The organism is Caulobacter sp. GW821-FHT12F03 (genome assembly GCF_058806855.1).
In genome coordinates this window covers 1-19,370 of sequence record NZ_JBXAQC010000007.1, presented here as the reverse complement: position 1 = coordinate 19,370, position 19,370 = coordinate 1, and the positions used below count along the sequence as shown (strand labels likewise).

Sequence of the window (19,370 nt, the reverse complement as noted above, 5' to 3'; positions counted from 1 at the left end):
TCATCCTGAGCAGGCCCGAAGGGCCGTGTCGAAGGACGCACATCCGCGTCAGCCCTTCGCCAGCTCGCCGCAGACGAAGGCGTCCTCGCCGGCGTCGAGCAGGTCGGCCAGCACGCCGGGGGCGTCGTCGCGGGCGACGATCAGCAGGAAGCCGATGCCGCAGTTGAAGGTGCGGCGCATCTCGTGCTCGGCGATGCCGCCGGTCTCCTGCAGCCACTGGAAGGTCGGGCTCATCGTCCAGGCGTTCCAGTCGAAGCGGGGAACCAGGCCGTCGGCGATGGCGCGCGGCGGATTCTCGATCAGGCCGCCGCCGGTGATGTGGGCCACGCCCTTGATCCGGCCGGCCTTGATCAGCGGCAGGGTCGAGGCGACGTAGATGCGCGTCGGCGTCATCAGGCTTTCGGCCAGCGTTCCGGCGCCGAACGGGGAGGGCGCGTCCCAGGCCAGGCCCGAGCGCTCGACCACCTTGCGGACCATCGAATAGCCGTTGGAGTGCGGGCCGCTGGACGCCAGGCCGATCAGCACGTCGCCGGGGCGCTGGTCGTCGAGCCGCGGCAGCACGCCGTCGCGATTGACCGCGCCGACCGTGAAGCCGGCCAGGTCGTACTCGCCGTCGCCGTACATGCCCGGCATCTCGGCCGTCTCGCCGCCGACCAGGGCGCAGCCGGCCAGCTTGCAGCCCTCGGCGATGCCGGCGACCACGCGGGTGGCCGTGGCCACGTCCAGCTTGCCGGTGGCGAAGTAGTCAAGGAACAGCAGCGGCTCGGCGCCCTGGGCCAGCAGGTCGTTGACGCACATGGCCACCAGATCGATGCCGACCGTGTCGTGCAGACCCGTCTCGATGGCGATCTTCAGCTTGGTGCCGACCCCGTCGGTCGTCGAGACCAGCAGCGGATCGACGTAGCCGGCCGCCTTGAGGTCGAACAGGGCGCCGAATCCGCCGAGCCCGCCCTGCATGCCGGGACGGGCGGTGGCTTTCGCCAGAGGCTTGATGGCCTCGACGAGCGCGGCGCCGGCGTCGATGTCGACGCCCGCCTGGGCATAGGTAAGGCCGTTGGGCCGATCGGTCATGGGGTGCTCGGGGAGGCTTCGCGGCAACGATTGAGAACGAAAATAAGGCGCATCGACCTGATCTCTTGCAGACTCGGCCGTAGGCGGCGCTATAGCTACCCGATGCAGCCTATTACGACCACCGCCCAGCTGGCGGATTTCTGCAAGTCTCTCCAAGGACAGCCGTTCATCGCCGTGGACACCGAGTTCATGCGCGAAACGACCTACTGGCCCAAGCTGTGCCTGATCCAGGTGGCGGCGCCGAACGGCGCCCAGGCCTGTATCGACCCGCTGGCCGAGGGACTTGATCTCGCCCCCCTGCTCGACATTCTCCGCGACGAGAGTGTCGACAAGGTCTTCCATGCCGCCCGTCAGGACGTGGAAATCTTCAACAACCTGGGCGCCATGCCCCGGCCGCTGTTCGACACGCAGATCGCCGGCATGGCCGCGGGGTTCGGCGAGCAGATCGCCTATGACGCCCTGGTCCGGCAGATGCTGAAGATCGACCTCGACAAGTCGAGCCGCTTCACCGACTGGGCCCGCCGTCCGCTGAGCGACAACCAGCTGACCTACGCCATCGCCGACGTGACCCATCTGGCCGCGCTCTATCCGACGCTGAAGGCGCGGCTGGAGAAGGACGGACGCCTCGCCTGGGTCGAGGAGGAGATGGCCGCCCTGACCGACCCGGCGCTCTATGACGTCGAGCCGGAAAACGCCTGGAAGCGCCTCAAGCCGCGCAAGCACACGCCGAAGTACCTGGCCGTGTTCAAGGCGGTCGCCGCCTGGCGCGAGCGCACCGCCCAGCAGCGCGACCAGCCGCGCGGCCGGATCCTCAAGGACGACGCGATCGACGAACTGGCCGCCCAGGCCCCGACCGACGCCGCCGCCATGGACCGGCTGCGCGGGGTGCCCAAGGGCTTTTCCGGCAGCAAGTTCGGCCCCGACCTGCTCGAGGCCATCCGCGAGGCGCTCAAGGACCCCGACGGCTACGCGCCGAAGATCGACCGCGAGCGCGGCCCGCAGAACGCCGCCGCCGGCGCGGTGGTCGAGCTGCTCAAGGTGCTGCTCAAGGCCCGGGCCGAGGATGCCGGCGTGGCGTCCAAGCTGCTGGCCACGGTCTCGGACCTGGAAAAGATCGCCAACGACGACAACGCCGACGTCGGCGCCCTGCAGGGCTGGCGACTGGAGGCCTTCGGGGCCGACGCCCTCAAGCTCAAGCGCGGCGAACTGGCCCTGGTGCTGGACGGCACGCGCGTACGCGTCGTCGAAGTCCGGCGGGCGCCGAAGGCCGCGGCGAACTGACAACCGACGAATTTGCGGTCGGGAAGGGGCGTCGCTTGGAGCGGCGCCTCAATTCTTGTTGGCCTTCGATCCGGCATGCCCAAAATAGGTATTCGGACGCCTGCGATACTCGCCAGTGCCTGAATCGCGACTATTTTGATAGAAACCGACGTTTCGCGGAACCGCGCGGGAGACGGGGTATTACCTGCAGCGGAACCGAGTGCCGGCTGTAGGCGCCGTCTCGGTCCAGACATCGTCCAGTCTCGACGATCCAGCTTCAGCTAATTGACCCGTTACGGACGTCTTCTCCCCCGCGTGAGAGGCGTTGCACCCCCCTGTCGCGGTGGGATTCCGATCGATCATGTTCAAGACCAGCCTCCTGGCCGCGGCCTTGCTCGCGGCCGGCAACGCCGCTTCCGCCCAGACGGTTCCACCGGGCGCGGGTGGGCAACTGCAGCAAATTCCGCCGGCCGATGTCCCCCGGACCACGGCCCCGGACCTCCGTGTGGAGCGGCCGGGAACCGGCGCGCCCGAGGCGGCCTCCGGCGCGCGGATCCGGGTCGCGGTCCTGAGGGTCACCGGCGCCGCCCTCTTTTCGGAGGCCGAGCTGGTCGCCGTCACCGGCATCTCGGCCGGCGACGAGCTGACGCTGCCGGAGTTGCGCAACGCTGCGGCGGCGATCACCGCCTTCTACAACCGCCATGGCTACATCCTGGCCCAGTCCTACCTGCCGCCGCAGGAGGTCAGGGACGGGACCGTGACCATCGCGGTCATCGAGGGCCGCTACGGCGCCGTCAGCCTGAACAACCAGAGCCCGCTGGCGGATGGCGTCGCCCGGCGCAGGCTGCGCGGCCTGCACCCGGGAGATCCCGTGGCCATCGGACCGCTGGAGCGCAGCCTGCTGCTGCTGTCCGACCTGCCCGGCGTTGCCGTGCAGTCGACGCTCGCGCCGGGCGCCGCGCCGGGGGATTCGGATCTCGTGGTCACCCTGGCCCCCGGCCGCCGGGTCACGGGCAGTCTCGAGGCCGACAACGCCGGCAACCGCTACACCGGCGTCTACCGGCCCGGCGGCACGATCAATCTCAACAATCCGACCGGTCTCGGCGACCGCCTCAGCCTGCGTCTGCTGGCCTCGACCGAGGGGCTGGCCTATGGCCGCGCGGCCTATGAAGCGCCCGTCGGCGACGCGACGGTGGGCATCGCCTACACCCACATGCGCTACCAGCTGGGCCAGGAGTTCGACGCGCTCGACGCCGCCGGCACGGCGGACATCGTCAGCCTGTACGGCGATTATCCGCTGATCCGCGCGCGGCGGGCCAATCTCAATCTGTTCGCCAGCATCGACGGCAAACGGCTGAAGGACGACATCGGCCTGGTCTCGCTGGACTCGCGCCGCGACAGCCAGGCGCTGACCGTCGGTCTGCGCGGCGACGCCCGCGACAGCTTCGGCGGCGGCGGCTGGACGGCCGTCTCGATCTCCGGGACGACCGGCCGGCTGGACATTCAGAACCCGGCCGAACGTCTCGCCGACAGCCTGGCCGGGCGGACCGGGGGCGGCTTCGGCAAGGCCCAGTTCAGCCTGATGCGGCTGCAGACGGTGGGCGGACCGCTGTCGCTGTTCGCCGCGGTGCGGGGGCAGGCGGCCTTCGACAACCTCGACAGTTCGGAAAAGATGGAGCTCGGCGGCGCCTATGGCGTCAGGGCGTATCCGGAAGGCGAGGCCTATGGCGACGAGGGCTATGTCGCGACCCTGGAGGCCCGCCTGTCGCTGGACCGCTGGACCCGGCCGCTGCCGGGAAGCTTCCAGCTGATCGGCTTCGTCGACACCGGCGAGGTCCGTTTCGCCCATGATTCCTGGTCGCCGGGAGCCAACAGCGCCCGGCGTCGCGGCGCCGGGGTCGGCGCGGCGTGGATGGGCCCGGGCGACCTCACCGCCCGGCTGACCTACGCCGCCAGGCTGGGCGACCAGCCCGCGACCTCCGCGCCGGACCGGTCCGGCCGCGTCTGGTTCCAGATCACCAAACAATTCTGATGACGGGGCCGGGCAGTCCCCGGCTTACGCACCTCCTGACAAGGACGTCGAGATGTACAGATTCCAGTTTCCCGTCGCCGCCCGGCAGATCGCCGGACCGTCGCCGCGCCGAGCCGCCCCCAGCCGGCGGGTCCTGTCCGCCACTACCGCGTTCGCCGAGTTCGGCTGTTTCGCCCTGCTCGGACTGACCGCTTCGCTGGTCCTTGCCGGCGCGGCCAGCGCCCAGGCGCTGCCCACCGGCGGCGTCGTCTCGGCCGGCGGCGCGACCATCGCCAGCGGACCGGCCAGCGTCACCGTCACCCAGTCGACGCAGAACGTCGCCATCAACTGGCAGAGCTTCTCGATCGGCGCGGGCGGCAGCGTCGTCTTCGCCCAGCCCAATCGCGGGTCGGTGGCGCTCAACCGCGTGGTCGGCGCCGATCCCTCTGCCATCTTCGGCAACCTGTCGTCGAACGGCACGGTGTTCCTGATCAATCCCAACGGCATCCTGTTCGGGCAGGGGTCCCAGGTGAATGTCGGCGGGCTGGTCGCCTCGACTCTCGGCCTGACCGACGCGAACTTCATGGCCGGCGACTACCGGTTTTCCGGCGCCGGCGGCGCGGTGCGCAACCGGGGAACCCTCAACGCCGACGGCGGCTATGTCGCCCTTCTGGGCGCCAAGGTCGGCAACCGCGGGGTGATCCAGGCCAACCTGGGCTCGGTCGTGCTGGCCGGCGGGACGGCGATCACCCTTGATGTCGCCGGCGACGGACTGCTGAATGTCGCCATCGACCGGGGCGCGGTCGACGCCCTGGTCCGCAATGGCGGCCTGCTGCGGGCCGACGGCGGCCAGGTGGTGATGACGGCCCAGGCGGCCGGCGGTCTGATGCGGACCGTCGTCAACAACGTCGGTGTCATCGAGGCCCGTACCGTCGGTGAGCACGGCGGGTCGATCTTCCTGCTCGGCGACATGACGCTCGGCGCCATCAAGGTGAGCGGCGCGCTCGACGCCAGCGCGCCGAACGGCGGCGACGGCGGCTTCATCGAGACCTCGGCGGCCCGGGTCGACATCGCCAACGGCGTCCGGGTCACCACCCTGGCCGCGGGCGGGACAGCCGGAACCTGGCTGATCGACCCGGCCGACTTCATCATCGGGGCCGGCGGGAACATCTCCGGCGCGACGCTGTCCGCCCAGTTGGTGACCACCAGCGTGGTGATCGACACGACCGTCGGCGCGGGTGCCGCCCTGCCCGGGGCCGGCGACATCTTCGTCAACGACGCGATCGCCTGGACGGCGTCGGGCTCGCCGACGACTCTGACGCTGAACAGCCCGCGGGACGTCAACATCAACGCCGCGATCAGCGCGACCAAGGGCAACCTGGTCGTCTGCTGCGGGCGGGACGTGACCGTCAACGCGCCGATCACGACGGTCAACGGCAGCGTGCTGTTGAACGCCGGCCGGGATGTGCGGGTGTTCCACGCCATCACCACCACCGACGGCAACATCGCCCTGTGCGCCGGGCATGACGTGCACATCGACGCTGCTGTCACCCTGACGCGGGGCAGCACCATCCCGGCCCAGAGCCTCGGCCTTCCGGTCGGCCTGACCCTGATCGCCGGCGCTGACGGGACGGGGCCGGGCCCCAACGGCGGCACGATCATCTTCGCGGCCCTTGCGCCGAAGGTCACGGTCACCAAGGCGCCGACGACGATCAACTACAATCCGCTATCCTACGCGGCGCCGACCGACTTCGGGACCCACTTCACCCTGACCGAGGGGGCCACCCTGACGCAGCGGATGTTGCTGTTCCCCGACGGGAGCAAGGTCGCCGACGGCACGACGGCGGCGGTCCTGACCGGGTTCCTGGGCTCCGGCGTTCCTGCGGGAGTCACCCTCGTGGCCGGCCCGGGGGCCAGCGCCGTGTTCGACAGCCCGGACGCCGGCGGCAGCGTCGGCATCACCTACAGCGGCTACACCCTGGCCGGCGCGAACGCCGACCGGTTCGCCCTGGCCGGCGCGTGCTGCGTCCCGACCTTCCGCACGACGGGAACCATCACGCCGGCATCGCCGCCGCCGCCACCTCCGCCTCCGCCGCCGCCGCCGCCACCTCCGCCACCTCCACCTCCGCCACCTCCGCCTCCGCCTCCGCCTCCGGTGACACCGCCCGTGGTCACGCCGCCGGTGGTCGTGGCGCCGGGCGCGCCGCCGGTCGGGCCGACCTCGCCGCCGATCGTCCTGATCGTGGTCGATACCCCGCCGCCCGCGTTCGAACTGGTCGAGGCGCCGCCGCCGGAGGAGGAGGTTATCCGTCCCACCGCGCCGCCCCGGGTCCTGACGCCGCCGCCGGCCGCGCAGCCCGCGCCGGTGCGGCCGCCCAGGCAGGACCGCAATTGAGGCCGATGACGGCCAGGCTCGCGCTGGCGGCGCTGGCGCTGGCCCTGGCGTCGCCCGCCCGCGCCGGGGACGCCGTCGGGCGCCCTTCCGCAGGCATCGTCGCGGGGGAGGCCGCGCCTGTCCTGACGCCGGACGCGCGGCGGCTCGCCGTCTGGGTGACCGGCGCCGGCGACAACGGCGCGGCGCCCTTTCTGATCATCGACAAGCGCGCCGCCGCGGTGTTCGCGTTCGATCCTGACGGACGTCTGGCGGCCGGCGCGCCGGTGCTGCTGGGCCTGGCCAGGGGCGATGTCGCCCCGGCCGACATCGGCTCCCGCCCCCTGTCGCGGATCGGTCCCTCGGACCGCATCACACCGGCGGGCCGCTTCGTGGCGTCGCAGGGCGTCAATCTGCAGGGCAAGACCGTGCTTTGGATCGACTATGACGGGGCCCTGTCGCTTCATCCGGTGGTCACGGGCGCTCCGTCGGATCGCCGACGCGAGCGGCTGGCGTCGGCTACGCCGGGCGATAACCGCATTTCCTACGGCTGCGTCAATGTCGCTCCCGGGTTCTATTCCGGCGTCGTGGGCCCCCTGTTCGGGACCGGGGACGGCGTCGTCTATATCCTGCCGGAAGTGCGATCGATCGGGGACGTGTTTCCCTCGCGGGCGTCGCTCCCTGACGGCCGTCAGCCGCCGATGGCCGGCAGGTAGCGGGCGAAGTAGGCCGCCATCAGCGCCAGCGTCAGGATCGGCATCAGGCGCTGGACCCAGCGGTTGCCGAAGACGATCGCGACGGTGAGGATGGCGAACGTCGGCAGGGCGGCCGTCATGTTGGTGGTCGAAAAGGCCTCGCGCATCAGCGTGACGTTCAGCCAGGCTCCGACGGCCATGTAGCCGAACAGCGCGCCGAGATAGCGCCGGCGGTTGTCGATGTGGAACGCCCACAGGTCGATGTCGCCGTCCCCGTCCATATCCGGCGTGGCGAAGATGGCGCCGTAGAACAGCAGGGCGCAGGCCAGCAGGGTCGCGCCGATGTCGGCCGCGCTCCAGCGGGCGTGGTCGTGGACCTGCCAGAGGCTGGCCCAGATGTCGATGTGGGCGAACAGCAGCACCACGAGCCACAGGAGATAGGTCGGCGACCAGCGGACCCGCCTGCCGTGTTTCATCAGCTGGGCGTGGGTCTCCAGAAGACGCGCAAGGCCCAGCGAGATCACCACCGACAGCAGGATCATCACGTAGTCGAAGATCGTCATGCGCTGTTCCCCCGGGCGCGAACGGTCAGGCTGGCACGCCGATCGGCGGTCGTGAAGGGGCGTTTCCCAACCGGCGCGGCTGGCGTTATGTGTTCGGCCGCAAGTGACAGGAAGCCCGATGTCCCAGCCCGTTCGCACCACCGCCCTGATCTATGACTTCGACGGCACCCTGGCCCGGGGCAACATGCAGGAGACCAGCTTCATCCCCTCGCTGGGGATGACGCCCAGGCAGTTCTGGTACGACACCGTCCGCCCCCGGACGATCGCCGCCGATGGCGACGACATCCTGATGTACATGCAGCTGATGCTGCAGACGGCGCGCGACCAGGGCACGACCGTGACCCGCCAGATGCTGCGCGACCACGGCAAGGACGTGCCGCTGTTCGAGGGCATCCGCGACGGCAGCTGGTTCGACCGGATCAACGCCTTCGGGGCCCATTACGGCCTGACCGTGCAGCACTACATCCTGTCCAGCGGCCTGCAGGAGATGATCGAGGGCTGCCCGATCCATGACCGGTTCGAGCATGTGTTCGCCTCGCACTATGTGTTCGACGCGGACGAGGTGGCCATCTGGCCGGCGGTGGGCATCAACTACACCACCAAGACCCAGTACCTGTTCCGCATCAACAAGGGCGTGCACAACAACTGGGAGCACGAGCGGATCAACCGCTACATGCCCGACGAGGACCGGCCCGTGCCGTTCGAGCGGATGATCTTCATCGGCGACGGCGACACCGACGTGCCGACGATGAAGATGATGCACACCAAGGGCGGCCACTCGATCGCCGCCTACGACCCCCGCACCGAGCCGCGCGACCAGGACAAGCTGCACCGGCTGATCGCCGACGACCGCGTCAACTTCGTCGCCGCCGCCGACTATCGCGAGGGCACGGCGATGGACCTGATCGTCAAGGGCATTCTGGGCCGCATCGCGGTGCGTGAGCGGACCATGCCGACGGAGTAGGGGGCGGGGACACGTACCGAAGGTACGTGTCCCCCAATCGAGCGGCGGGTTTGGGGGACACGGACCTTCGGTACATGTCCCCTAGCGCCGGATCTCCAGCTTCACCCCCAGCAGGCCCGCCAGATGGGTCGCGCGCCTGGCCGTCTGTTCGCCGAGCAGCATGTCGGACCAGCCGTCGGCGGCTGACAGGATCAGGCGCTCGCCCTTCAGGCCGAGGCGGGACTGGGCCAGCAGCACCGAGCTGCGGCCCGACAGGTCGCAGCCGAGACGGATCGCCGACCCGAGCGCCCGGGCGCGGCGGCGCTGGGCTTCGCTGAGCAGGCGCGAGATGGTCGCGCCCTCGGGCACGGACGAGGCCGAGGTGTGCCGGGCGAACGCCGCCACCGCGAGGAAGGCGCGCTCGGCGTGGCTCTGGCCGGCGACCGGCGCGCGCAGCACCTGTTCGAACACGAGGTCGGCGCGGTGGTCGGGATGCAGCCGGGCGCCGAGGTCGGCCAGGCGGCAGGCCGCGGCGCGCAGCACGTCGTCGCGCGCGCCGAAGGCCGGCGGCAGGGTCTTGAACACCGGCGCGAGCCAGGCCTCCAGCGTCGGGCCGAGCGTCTCGTCGACACCCTGGCGGCCGGTCAGGGCGGCGCAGCCCTCGATCAGCGGGTCGAGGCGCTGGGTCTCCGGCGGCATGGCCTCCAGCAGCAGGCCCTCGCGCAGGCCATAGGCCGAGATGGCGATGCGCTCGATGCCCAGCTGCTCGATCAAGGCCTCGAGCACCATGGCGGCGTGGGGCAGGGTCTCCAGGCGCTTCTTCGACACGCCCTCGATGGCTTCCAGCGAGGCGCGCGACTGGCGGCTGATGAAGCGCGCGGCGTCCAGCGCGTCGGACCGGCTCATCTCGTACTGGTGGACGATCTGCAGCGGATAGCCGCTCATGCGCATGTGCAGCAGGGCGAGGTTGCGCCAGGCGCCGCCGACGGCCTGGAAGGTTCTTGTGCGGAACCGGCCCGCGTGGGGTGAGAGCCGCCTGCCGATCTCGTCGCGGGCCTTGTCGCCGCGGAGGCCGGCCAGGGCGAACGGCCCCAGGGCCAGGGTCGCGCCCTCGACCGGGCCGTCGGCCGTCAGCCGCACCAGCTCCAGGCTCGCGCCGCCGAGGTCGCCGACCACGCCGTCGCCTTCCGGCGCGCCGGCCAGCACGCCCAGCGCCGCGTAGCGGGCCTCTTCCTGACCGCTCAGCACACGGAGGGTGAGGCCGGTCTCCGCCTGGACCCGGCCGACGAAGGCCTCGCCGTCCTGCGCCTCGCGCACGGCGGCGGTGGCCGCGGTGAAGATGTCGTCCGGCCGCGCCGCGTCGAGCACCGCCCGGAAACGGCGCAGCGCCGCCAGGGCCGTGTCGACCCCGCCCGGGGCGAGCTTGCCGGTCGAGCCGAGGTCGCGGCCGAGGCCGGCCAGCACCTTTTCGTTGTAGACCGTCCAGATGGCCCGGCCTTCCAGGCGGTAGAGCACCAGGCGCACGGAGTTGGAGCCGACGTCGATGACGGCGGCGTCGCGCACGGCGCGCGCGCGGCTCTCCAGCGCGGGGGTGCTAGCGGCGTGGGCCGACATGGTCGAAGGCTTGGGGCAGGTCGCGCACCTTGTGGCCCCGGCCGGACAGGCTGGGGTTGGTCATGAAGTACTCGTGGGCCGAGAAGGCTCCCGGACGGTCCCACGCGGGGTCGCGGTGATAGCCGCCCAGACTGTCCAGCGTCCAGCTCTGCGCCTCGTCATTGAGGTTGGCGACCATGATCTGCTGCAGCACCTGCTGGTGCACCGTGGGATTGTCGATCGGCGTCAGGGCCTCGACGCGGCGGTCGAGGTTGCGCGGCATCCAGTCGGCCGAGCTGATGAACACCCGGGTCTGCTTGCCGGGGATCGCCTTGCCGTTGGCGAAGGCCATGATGCGGCTGTGCTCAAGGTAGCGGCCGACGATGCTCTTGACCCGGATGTTGTCGCTGAGCCCCGGCACGCCGGGCCGCAGGCAGCAGATGCCGCGCACCACCAGCTCGATGCGCACGCCGGCCTGGCTGGCGCGGTAGAGGGCGTCGATGATCTCCGGATCGACCAGGGCGTTGAGCTTGACCCAGATGCCCGAGGGCTTGCCGGCGAGGGCGTTCTCCGCCTCCGTGGCGATCATGGTCATCAGGTCGGTCTTGAGCGTCTCGGGGCTGTAGCTCAGCTTCTCCAGCCGCTGCGGCGGGGCGTAGCCGGTGATGAAGTTGAACAGCCGCGCCGAGTCGCGACCGAGCGCCGGGTCCGTCGTGAACAGCGAGAGGTCGGTGTAAACCTTGGCCGTGACCGGGTGATAGTTGCCCGTGCCGAAGTGGCAGTAGGTGCGCAGGGTCTCGCCCTCGCGGCGGACCACCAGGCTCAGCTTGGCGTGGGTCTTGTACTCGACGAAGCCGAACACGACGTGGACGCCCGCCCGCTCCAGGTCCTTGGCCCAGCGCAGGTTGTTCTCCTCGTCGAAGCGCGCCTTGATCTCGACCAGGGCGGTGACGTTCTTGCCGTTCTCGGCCGCCTCGATCAGGGCCGCGACGATCGGGCTGTCCTGGCTGGTGCGGTAGAGCGTCTGCTTGATCGCCAGCACATGCGGGTCGCGCGCCGCCTGGCGGAGGAACTGGACCACCACGTCGAAGCTCTCGAACGGATGGTGGACGAGGATGTCCTTCTCGCGGATGGCGGCGAAACAGTCGCCGTCATGGTCGCGGATCCGTTCGGGGAAGCGCGGCACGAACGGCTTGAACTTCAGCTCGGGCCGGCCGTCGGGGATCAGCTGGTTCATCTGGGCCAGGCCCAGCTTGCCGTCGATCAGCACCACGTCCTCGGGATCGCAGTGCAGGCTGTCGAGGATGAAGGCGCGCAGCTCCGGCGGCATGGCCGTCTGCACCTTGACCCGCACCACCGAGCCCATGCGCCGGCGCTTCAGCTGCGCCTCGAACTCGCGGACCAGGTCTTCGGCCTCTTCCTCGATTTCCACGTCGCTGTCGCGGATCAGGCGGAACAGGCCGCGGCCCTCGACCTCGCAGCCGGGGAACAGGTGGCCGATGAACAGGATCAGCAGGCTTTCCAGCGCGATGAACCGCTGCTCGCCCTTGCGCGCGCGCCCCGACTCCGGCGGCAGCGACCAGAACCGGCGCACCGAGGAGGGCACGGGCACCAGGGCGTAGAGCTCCTTGCCGTCCGGCCGCTTCAGCTTCAGCGCCAGGGCGAAGCCGAGGTTGGGCAGGAAGGGGAAGGGGTGGGCCGGGTCGATCGCCAGCGGCGTCAGCACCGGGAAGATGTGGTTGAGGAAGATGTGCTCGGCCCGCTCGCGGTCGGCCGCGCTGACATCGCGCGCCTCGAGCAGCCGGATGCCTTCGCCCTGCATGGCCGTGCGCAGCTCGCGCCAGATGCGCTGCTGGTCGGTCATCAGCTCGGCGGCCGAGGCGTTGACCTTGACCAGCTGTTCGGACGGCGTGAGCCCGTCCTGGCTGACCACCCGCACGCCCTCGCGCACCTGGCCCTTCAGGCCGGCCACGCGGACCATGTAGAATTCGTCGAGGTTGTTGGCGCTGATCGACAGGAAGCGCAGCCGTTCGAGCAGCGGATGGCGCGGGTTCTCGGCCTCTTCCAGCACCCGGCGATTGAACGCCAGCCAGCTGATCTCGCGGTTGAAGAAGCGATCGGGCGAGGCCAGCAGGGCCTCGTCGATGCGCGGCCTGCGGGGCGCGTCCGGAACGGCCGAAGGGTCGGTGATGGCGGCGTCGGTCATGGGGCCTCTGCGTCGAGCGGGTTGTCGCTTGGCGCGGGGCGTGTCGCAAGGGGGCATGACAGGGGTGTTACACGGAGGGTGTTACGGTTTTGTCGCCGGGTCGCGGACCAGGGCGCCAAATGCTCCGTCATCCTCGGGCTTGTCCCGAGGACCCATGCACGCGGGCCCAGGCAGCAAATGCGCAGAACGGCCCGCGCGCTCTTGTCTTCGATCGCGTTCATGGATCGTCGGAACAAGTCCGACGATGACGGCATAATGGTCAGGCAGCCGCCCGTTCCTTCGCCAGCGACGCCATGTCGATCACGAAGCGGTATTTCACGTCGGACCGCTCCATGCGTTCGTAGGCGTGGTTGATGTCCTGCATGGCGATCATCTCGCACTCGGGCAGGACGCCCTTCTCGGCGCAGAAGTCGAGCATCTCCTGGGTCTCGGCGATGCCGCCGATCGGCGAGCCGCTGACCCGGCGACGGCCGCCGAGCAGCAGGCCGGAGTGGAACGGCGGCAGCTCGTCGATGGCCCCGACGATGACCAGCGAGCCGTCGATGTCGAGCAGCGGCAGGTAGGGCTGCAGCTTGTGGGCCACCGGGATGGTGTCGATGATCAGGTCGAAGCCGTTGCGCGCCGCGCGCATGGCGTCCCTGTCGCCCGACAGCAGCACCTGGTGCGCGCCCAGGGCATGGGCGTCGGCCCGCTTGGACTCCGAGCCCGTGATCACCGTCACCTCGCAGCCCAGGGCCACGCCGAACTTCACCGCCATGTGGCCGAGACCGCCGAGGCCCGCCACGCCCAGCCGCGTGCCCGGCCCGGCCTTCCAGGTCTTCAGCGGGGAATAGGTGGTGATGCCGGCGCAGAGCAGGGGCGCCACGCGGGTGACGTCCAGGCTCTCCGGAACCTTCAGCACGAAGGCCTCGCGCACCACGATGTGGTCGCTGTAGCCGCCGTAGGTGGTCTCGCCGGTGATGCGGTCCTTGCCGTTGTAGGTGCCGGTCGAGCGGTTGCGGCACAGCTGCTCCTCACCCTTGCGGCACTGGTCGCAGTCCATGCAGCTGTCGACGAGGCAGCCGACGGCGGCGAGGTCGCCCTCCCTGAACTTGCGCACCTGCGGCCCGACGGCGGTGACCCGGCCGACGATCTCGTGACCCGGGCAGCAGGGGTAGATCGTGCCGCCCCAGTCGTTGCGCGCCTGGTGCAGGTCCGAGTGGCAGACGCCGCAGTAGAGGATGGAGAGCTTCACATCGTCCGGCCGCAGGGCGCGGCGGTCGAAATGGAACGGCGCCATGCCGCTGTCGGGGGCGGTGGCGGCGTAGCCGATGGCGTTGGGCATGGAGCGTTTCCTGTTTTGCCCATCATCGCAGGCGGGCTGGCGGGGCCGCAAGTTGCGTGGTTCGAGACGCGGACCCGAGGGTCCGCTCCTCACCATGACGAACAGAGTAGAAGCTCGCCCCCTCTACGTCATCCTGAGGAGCGAGGCCTCAGCCGAGCGTCTCGAAGGACGCACCCTGTTTCACCGGGAACGGGTCCGGCTTCTAAACCGCCGCCCCCAGCGCATGGACCTCGGTGATGGCGCTGTAGACGTCCAGGCCAATGCCCATGGCCAGCCGCTCCAGCTCCAGCAGGTTGTGGGCCAGGAAGACCATCACCGAGCCGTTCGTCGGATCGGCCTGCCACCAGCCGCCGTAGGCGCCCGGCCAGCCGACCGTGCCGACGCCGCCCTTGCAGCGGATGGCGGCGGCGTTGTCCGGGTCGAGCACCACCGCCACCCCGAGGCCGAAGCCGTGGTGGGTGAAGACCGGCATGCCGAGCATCTGCCCGCGCGCGCGCTGGTCGTCGGTCAGGCGGTTGGTCATCATCGCCGCCATGGTCTCGGCCCGCAGCAGCCGCACGCCGTCGACCGCGCCGCCGCCGACGAACAGCCGGGCGAAGGCCAGGTAGTCGTCGAGCGTCGACCACAGGCCCTGGCCGCCGGATTCAAAGGTCATGTCGTCCGGCCGCTCAGGCAGGAAGGGCTGGCCGGCGGCGGTCAGGCGCTGTTCCAGCCCGCCGGCCTCGTCGAAGCCATACATGGCCGAGCGGCGATGGCGCTGGCCCTGGGGCACAATGAAGCCGGTGTCCTTCATGCCCAGCGGCGCGAAGATTCGCCGGCGCAGCACCTCGCCCAGCGGCGCGCCGTCGATGCGGGCGACGAGCAGGCCGAGCAGGTCGGTCGAGCAGCTGTAGTGGAACGAGGCGCCCGGCTGGTCGATCAGGGGCAGGGCGGCGAGGCCGGCGATCCAGGCGTCCGGGGTGACGTGACTGTCGATGTCGCCGCCTAGCGCCGCCGCATAGGCCGGGGTGATCGGCCCGGCGTGGACGCCGCCGTAGGTCAGGCCCGAGCGATGGGTCAGCAGGTCCTCGAAGGTGATCGGCCGGGCCGCCGGGTCGGTCTCATCGAGCGGGCCGTCGGCCGATCGCAGCACGCGCATGTCGGCGAACTCGGGAGCATGGTGCGCGATCGGCTCGTCCAGCGCGATGCGGCCTTCATCGACCAGCATCAGGGCGGCGACCGAGGTCACCGGCTTGGACATCGAGGCGATGCGGAAGATGGTGTCGCGCGTCAGCGGCGCCTGCGCGTCCAGATCCCGCCAGCCGACACAGGCGGTCTCGGCCACCTGGCCGTCCCGCCAGACCAGCGCCGCCGCGCCGGCCAGCTGGCCCTTGTCGACATAGGCCTGAAGGGCCGGGGTGATCGCGTTCTGGGTGGTCATCGCCGCCTCCTCGCCGGGTTGCGGCGCAAAAATATAGACAAATTATAAAATACACTCGTTATGATGCGCAATGGCCCCGATGTCCGTCGCCGAACCGCCCGAGCCGTCGCCCGACAACGCCCGCCGCAAACCCAAGGGCGACAAGCGGGAGCGCACCCGCGCCAGGCTGCTCGCGGCGGCGCGGGACCTGGTGCGCGAGAGGGGCTACGAGCAGGTCACCCTGCAGGAGGTGGCGCGGCGGGCCGGCATGACCAGCGGGGCGATCTACGGCAACTTCCGCAACCGCGCCGACCTGTTCGTGACCCTCGGCGAGACCTACTGGGCGCCGGTGCGGCCGGTGTTCACCCCGGACATGCCTTTCGCCGAAAAGATGCAGGCGCTGGCCGAGGCGACCATCGCCGCGATTCCCGAGCGCCAGGAGGCGGTCGTCGGGCGGCTGACCGGCATGGCCCACGCCCTGACCGATGAAGAGCTGCGCCGGCGGGTGCTGGCGGTGACCACGGCCAGTTTCGGCGCCGGCGCGGCCTGGCTGCGCGAGGCGGCGCAGGGCGTCGACCTGCCGATGCCGCCCGAACAGCTGGTGGTGGTGATCCACGCCATGACCGAGGGGCTGCTGTTCCAGCGCTTCCTGACGCCGGAGCTCGTGCCCGACGACGTGTTCCGCGCGGCGTTCGCGGCGCTGGCGGGACATAGCCGTGCGTCGGACGGGATGCTCCCCCCTGGGGGAGCTGTCAGCCCGCAGGGCTGACTGAGGGGGCGGCCCGGCGCGGGCGGGACCCCCTCCGTCCCGGCTGTACCGGGACACCTCCCCCAAGAGGGGGAGGATCTGCTGGGCTCACGCCCGACGAAGCGGAGTAGTGCGCCAGCGCCTACCCCTCGAACAGGTCCGCCGTGTCTTCGAGCACCTCGCGGGCGAGGGCGCGGTTGACGGCGCGGCCCTGTTCGGCGGCGGCCTCGTCGAGGCGGGCGACCACGGCGCGGGCGGCCGTCACCGACCGCTCCATGCGGCGTAGCAGGAACTCGTAGAGGTCGGGCGCGGCGCGGATGTGCTTCTCGCGGAACAGGGCCTCCAGCACCGCGATCAGCAGGGCGTCGTCGGGTTCGCCGATCTCGGCCACGGTAAGGGCGTTCAGGCGCGAGCGCAGGTCGGGCAGGGCGGCGGCCCAGCCCGTCGGCCGGCTTCGCGCCGTCAGCAGCAGCCCGCCGTCGGAGTTCGCGCGGTTGATCAGGTGGAACAGCGCCTCGTCGCCGATCGTGTCGGCGTCCTCGACCAGCACCGGCGCGCCGTCGGCCAGGGGACCGCCCGCATAGCGCACGGCGCCGGCCCGCTCGGCCCAGATGGTCGCCAGGTGGCTCTTGCCCGAGCCTTCCGGCCCGACCAGCGCCAGGGCGCCGCCCGGCCAGCGCGGCCAGGCCTCGACCAGCGCCACCGCCCGCTCATTGGCCGCCGAGGTCGCGAAGGCCGCCCGGGTGAACACGGGCGGACTGGCGAGGCGCAGGCTGAGCTGTTTGGCGCGGACGGTCACGGGGGCGGTTTACCACGTGCAGCCGGTGGGGCGAGGCGTGGCGGAGGCGAGGGCGGGGATAGCCGCGGCCGGACTGTGGACGGAATGGGCGGAATGCGAGACTGGCGGGACGGATAGTCTCGGGACAAGGCGGGACATTGGCGAGACACTCGCCCCAAATCGTTCTCCAGTGGCGCTTCGCTGTTCGAGACCGGGCTAGAATGGGTGATGGAAGAGCCTTCAAGACCGCCGCGTCGCCCCTTCTCCCCTTGCCGGAGAAGGTGTCAGGCGGAGCCTGACGGAAGAGGGGGCGAGCAGGTTGGTCCGCCGGGGTCGAGGGTCTGCCGCTGATGCGGTCGCGAAACCCCTCATCCGACCCGCTTCGCGGGCCACCTTCTCCCGCAACGGGAGAAGGAAACAGAAGGGAAGACTCCCGCCCCCGAACCTTGACAATCAGAGGGACGCATGCGCCCTTCCGCGCCTCCGAAATTCGCGCTCGCGCGCCTGAAAACGACCGAAAAATGCACGCTTATCGCACCCACACCTGCGGCCAGCTCCGCGCTTCCGACACCGGCGCCGCGGTGCGCCTGTCCGGCTGGATCCACCGCAAGCGCGACCACGGCGGGCTGGTGTTCGTCGATCTGCGCGACCACTACGGCCTGACCCAGCTGGTGATCAGCCCGGAAACGCCCGGCTTCGACCTGATCGAACGCATCCGCACCGAGAGCGTGATCCGCGTCGACGGCGAGGTCGTGGCCCGCTCGGCCGAGACCATCAACGCCAACCTGCCGACCGGCGAGGTCGAGTTGCGGGTGACCGGGATCGAGATCCTGTCCGAAGCGGCCGAGCTGCCGCTGCCGGTGTTCGGCGAGCCCGACTATCCCGAGGAGCTGCGCCTCAAGCACCGCTACCTCGACCTGCGCCGCGAGACGCTGCACAGGAACATCGTCCTGCGCTCGAAGGTGATCCACTCGATCCGCCATCGCATGGTCGGCCAGGGCTTCCTCGAGTACCAGACGCCGATCCTGACGGCCTCCTCACCGGAAGGCGCGCGCGACTTCCTCGTGCCCTCGCGCCTGCATCCGTCGAAGTTCTACGCGCTGCCGCAGGCCCCTCAGCAGTTCAAGCAGCTGCTGATGGTCTCGGGCTTCGACCGCTACTTCCAGATCGCGCCCTGCTTCCGCGACGAGGACCTGCGCGCCGACCGCAGCCTGGAATTCTACCAGCTCGACGTCGAAATGAGCTTCGTCACGCAGGAAGACGTGTTCGCGGCCATCGAGCCGGTGATGCACGGGGTGTTCGAGGAGTTCGCCGACGGCAAGCCGGTGACGCCGTATCCGTTCCCGCGCATCGCCTACGCCGACGCCATCGCCTGGTACGGCTCGGACAAGCCCGACACGCGCAACCCGATCAAGATGCGCGACGTCTCCGAAAGCTTCCGCGACGGCGGCTTTGGTCTGTTCGCGAAGATCCTGGGCGCCGACGCCAGGAACGCCGTCTGGGCCGTGCCCGCGCCGGGCGGCGGCTCGCGCGCCTTCTGCGACCGCATGAACAGCTGGGCCCAGGGCGAAGGCCAGCCGGGCCTCGGCTATGTGTTCTGGAGCGAGGACCAGGGCGGCTGGGGCGGCCCGATCGCCAAGAACCTCGGCGCTGACCAGACCCAGGCCCTGATGGAGAGCCTCGGCCTCGGCCAGGGCGACGCGGCCTTCTTCGTCGCCGGCGATCCGAAGGTGTTCTACAAGTTCGCCGGCTCGGCCCGCACCCGCCTGGGCACGGAGCTGAAGCTGATTGACGAGGGCCGCTTCGAGTTCTGCTGGATCGTCGACTTCCCGATGTTCGAGTGGAGCGACGAGGAAAAGAAGGTCGACTTCAGCCACAACCCCTTCTCGATGCCGCAGGGCGGGATGGAGGCGCTGGAGACCCAGGATCCGCTGTCGATCCTCGCCTACCAGTACGACATCGTCTGCAACGGCTACGAGCTGTGCTCGGGCGCGATCCGGAACCACAAGCCGGAGATCATGCTCAAGGCGTTCGAGATCGCCGGCTACGGCCAGGACGTCGTCGAGGAGCAGTTCGGCGGCATGCTGAACGCGTTCCGCTATGGCGCGCCGCCGCACGGCGGTCTGGCCCCCGGCATCGACCGCATCGTCATGCTGCTGGCCGGCCAGACGGCCATCCGCGAGGTCATCGCCTTCCCGCTGAACCAGCAGGGGCAGGATCTGCTGATGAGCGCGCCGTCGGAAGTCAGCGACAAGCAGTTGAAAGAACTGCACATTCGTCTGGCCCCGCCGATCAAGGGCTAGACGCCCGGTCGGGGGTCAGCCGAGGTCGGCGAACACCTGGAACAGCGAGGCGCGCGGCGGGGGCGGCGCGGCCGGCGGCTTCGGCGGGGTGACCCGGGCCGGCGG

Annotated in this window: 14 protein-coding genes; 7 read left to right on the top strand and 7 right to left on the bottom strand. The window is 70.3% G+C overall.

Annotated elements, in window-relative coordinates; genetic code table 11:
- Positions 1–48 precede the first annotated feature (48 nt).
- Positions 49–1,071 (bottom strand): phosphoribosylformylglycinamidine cyclo-ligase, encoded by a 1,023-nt coding sequence (purM, locus tag AC1RN0_RS15330; RefSeq protein ID WP_492788329.1) that lies wholly within the window; start codon positions 1,069–1,071, stop codon positions 49–51.
- 102 nt (positions 1,072–1,173) lie between these two features.
- Here purM and rnd point away from each other — a divergent pair, with 102 nt between their 5' ends.
- The 4 genes from rnd to AC1RN0_RS15310 all read left to right on the top strand — a co-directional run bounded on the left by rnd (position 1,174) and on the right by AC1RN0_RS15310 (position 7,429).
- Positions 1,174–2,352 (top strand): ribonuclease D, encoded by a 1,179-nt coding sequence (gene rnd, locus AC1RN0_RS15325; RefSeq protein WP_492788328.1) that lies wholly within the window; start codon positions 1,174–1,176, stop codon positions 2,350–2,352.
- Positions 2,353–2,692: 340 nt separating this feature from the next.
- A complete protein-coding gene (locus AC1RN0_RS15320; RefSeq protein WP_492788327.1) occupies positions 2,693–4,363 on the top strand; it encodes a ShlB/FhaC/HecB family hemolysin secretion/activation protein in 1,671 nt (556 codons plus the stop codon).
- A gap of 52 nt (positions 4,364–4,415) precedes the next feature.
- A complete protein-coding gene (locus AC1RN0_RS15315) occupies positions 4,416–6,737 on the top strand; it encodes a filamentous hemagglutinin N-terminal domain-containing protein (RefSeq protein ID WP_492788326.1) in 2,322 nt (773 codons plus the stop codon).
- A 5-nt stretch (positions 6,738–6,742) separates the two neighbouring features.
- Positions 6,743–7,429 (top strand): L,D-transpeptidase, encoded by a 687-nt coding sequence (locus tag AC1RN0_RS15310; RefSeq protein ID WP_492788325.1) that lies wholly within the window; start codon positions 6,743–6,745, stop codon positions 7,427–7,429.
- Here the strand turns inward: AC1RN0_RS15310 and AC1RN0_RS15305 are convergent.
- A complete protein-coding gene (locus AC1RN0_RS15305) occupies positions 7,405–7,971 on the bottom strand; it encodes a hypothetical protein (RefSeq protein WP_492788324.1) in 567 nt (188 codons plus the stop codon). The two genes, AC1RN0_RS15310 and AC1RN0_RS15305, sit on opposite strands and share 25 nt — an antisense overlap.
- A 118-nt stretch (positions 7,972–8,089) precedes the next feature.
- Here AC1RN0_RS15305 and AC1RN0_RS15300 point away from each other — a divergent pair, with 118 nt between their 5' ends.
- Positions 8,090–8,935: an HAD family hydrolase gene (locus AC1RN0_RS15300; RefSeq protein WP_492788323.1), complete on the top strand. Its 846-nt coding sequence runs from the start codon at positions 8,090–8,092 to the stop codon at positions 8,933–8,935.
- Positions 8,936–9,016: 81 nt separating this feature from the next.
- Here the strand turns inward: AC1RN0_RS15300 and AC1RN0_RS15295 are convergent, their stop codons facing one another.
- The 4 genes from AC1RN0_RS15295 to AC1RN0_RS15280 form a co-directional block, all read right to left on the bottom strand.
- The gene (locus AC1RN0_RS15295) at positions 9,017–10,528 is read right to left on the bottom strand and encodes a Ppx/GppA phosphatase family protein (protein ID WP_492788322.1); all 1,512 of its coding nucleotides are present in this window, start codon (positions 10,526–10,528) and stop codon (positions 9,017–9,019) included.
- Complete coding sequence (locus AC1RN0_RS15290) at positions 10,509–12,713, bottom strand: RNA degradosome polyphosphate kinase (RefSeq protein ID WP_492788321.1); 2,205 nt, start codon at positions 12,711–12,713, stop codon at positions 10,509–10,511. The genes AC1RN0_RS15295 and AC1RN0_RS15290 overlap by 20 nt, the downstream gene beginning before the upstream one ends.
- A 259-nt stretch (positions 12,714–12,972) precedes the next feature.
- On the bottom strand, positions 12,973–14,037 hold the full coding sequence (locus AC1RN0_RS15285; RefSeq protein WP_492788320.1) for an NAD(P)-dependent alcohol dehydrogenase: 1,065 nt from the start codon (positions 14,035–14,037) through the stop codon (positions 12,973–12,975).
- 202 nt (positions 14,038–14,239) lie between these two features.
- Positions 14,240–15,457, bottom strand: a complete 1,218-nt coding sequence (locus tag AC1RN0_RS15280; RefSeq protein WP_492788319.1) for a serine hydrolase domain-containing protein — start codon at positions 15,455–15,457, stop codon at positions 14,240–14,242.
- A gap of 70 nt (positions 15,458–15,527) precedes the next feature.
- Here AC1RN0_RS15280 and AC1RN0_RS15275 point away from each other — a divergent pair, with 70 nt between their 5' ends.
- Positions 15,528–16,205: a TetR/AcrR family transcriptional regulator gene (locus tag AC1RN0_RS15275; RefSeq protein ID WP_492788318.1), complete on the top strand. Its 678-nt coding sequence runs from the start codon at positions 15,528–15,530 to the stop codon at positions 16,203–16,205.
- 121 nt (positions 16,206–16,326) lie between these two features.
- On the opposite strand, the gene AC1RN0_RS15270 is transcribed toward AC1RN0_RS15275, so the two are convergent.
- Complete coding sequence (locus AC1RN0_RS15270; RefSeq protein WP_492788317.1) at positions 16,327–16,983, bottom strand: P-loop NTPase family protein; 657 nt, start codon at positions 16,981–16,983, stop codon at positions 16,327–16,329.
- A gap of 500 nt (positions 16,984–17,483) precedes the next feature.
- On the opposite strand from AC1RN0_RS15270, the gene aspS reads away from it, so the two are divergent.
- Entirely contained in the window at positions 17,484–19,265 is a 1,782-nt protein-coding gene (gene aspS, locus AC1RN0_RS15265; protein ID WP_492788316.1) for an aspartate--tRNA ligase, read from the top strand.
- Positions 19,266–19,370: the final 105 nt, after the last annotated feature.

Excerpts from the sequence above, each read along its gene's own strand:
- rnd (WP_492788328.1), top strand. The coding sequence starts at position 1,174 with ATGCAGCCTATTACGACCACCGCCCAGCTGGCGGATTTCTGCAAGTCT.
- AC1RN0_RS15310 (WP_492788325.1), top strand. The coding sequence starts at position 6,743 with ATGACGGCCAGGCTCGCGCTGGCGGCGCTGGCGCTGGCCCTGGCGTCG.
- AC1RN0_RS15275 (WP_492788318.1), top strand. The coding sequence starts at position 15,528 with ATGGCCCCGATGTCCGTCGCCGAACCGCCCGAGCCGTCGCCCGACAAC.
- aspS (WP_492788316.1), top strand. The coding sequence starts at position 17,484 with ATGCACGCTTATCGCACCCACACCTGCGGCCAGCTCCGCGCTTCCGAC.
- AC1RN0_RS15290 (WP_492788321.1), bottom strand. The coding sequence starts at position 12,713 with ATGACCGACGCCGCCATCACCGACCCTTCGGCCGTTCCGGACGCGCCC.
- AC1RN0_RS15315 (WP_492788326.1), top strand. The coding sequence starts at position 4,416 with ATGTACAGATTCCAGTTTCCCGTCGCCGCCCGGCAGATCGCCGGACCG.
- AC1RN0_RS15295 (WP_492788322.1), bottom strand. The coding sequence starts at position 10,528 with ATGTCGGCCCACGCCGCTAGCACCCCCGCGCTGGAGAGCCGCGCGCGC.
- AC1RN0_RS15305 (WP_492788324.1), bottom strand. The coding sequence starts at position 7,971 with ATGACGATCTTCGACTACGTGATGATCCTGCTGTCGGTGGTGATCTCG.
- AC1RN0_RS15300 (WP_492788323.1), top strand. The coding sequence starts at position 8,090 with ATGTCCCAGCCCGTTCGCACCACCGCCCTGATCTATGACTTCGACGGC.
- purM (WP_492788329.1), bottom strand. The coding sequence starts at position 1,071 with ATGACCGATCGGCCCAACGGCCTTACCTATGCCCAGGCGGGCGTCGAC.
- AC1RN0_RS15285 (WP_492788320.1), bottom strand. The coding sequence starts at position 14,037 with ATGCCCAACGCCATCGGCTACGCCGCCACCGCCCCCGACAGCGGCATG.
- AC1RN0_RS15320 (WP_492788327.1), top strand. The coding sequence starts at position 2,693 with ATGTTCAAGACCAGCCTCCTGGCCGCGGCCTTGCTCGCGGCCGGCAAC.
- AC1RN0_RS15280 (WP_492788319.1), bottom strand. The coding sequence starts at position 15,457 with ATGACCACCCAGAACGCGATCACCCCGGCCCTTCAGGCCTATGTCGAC.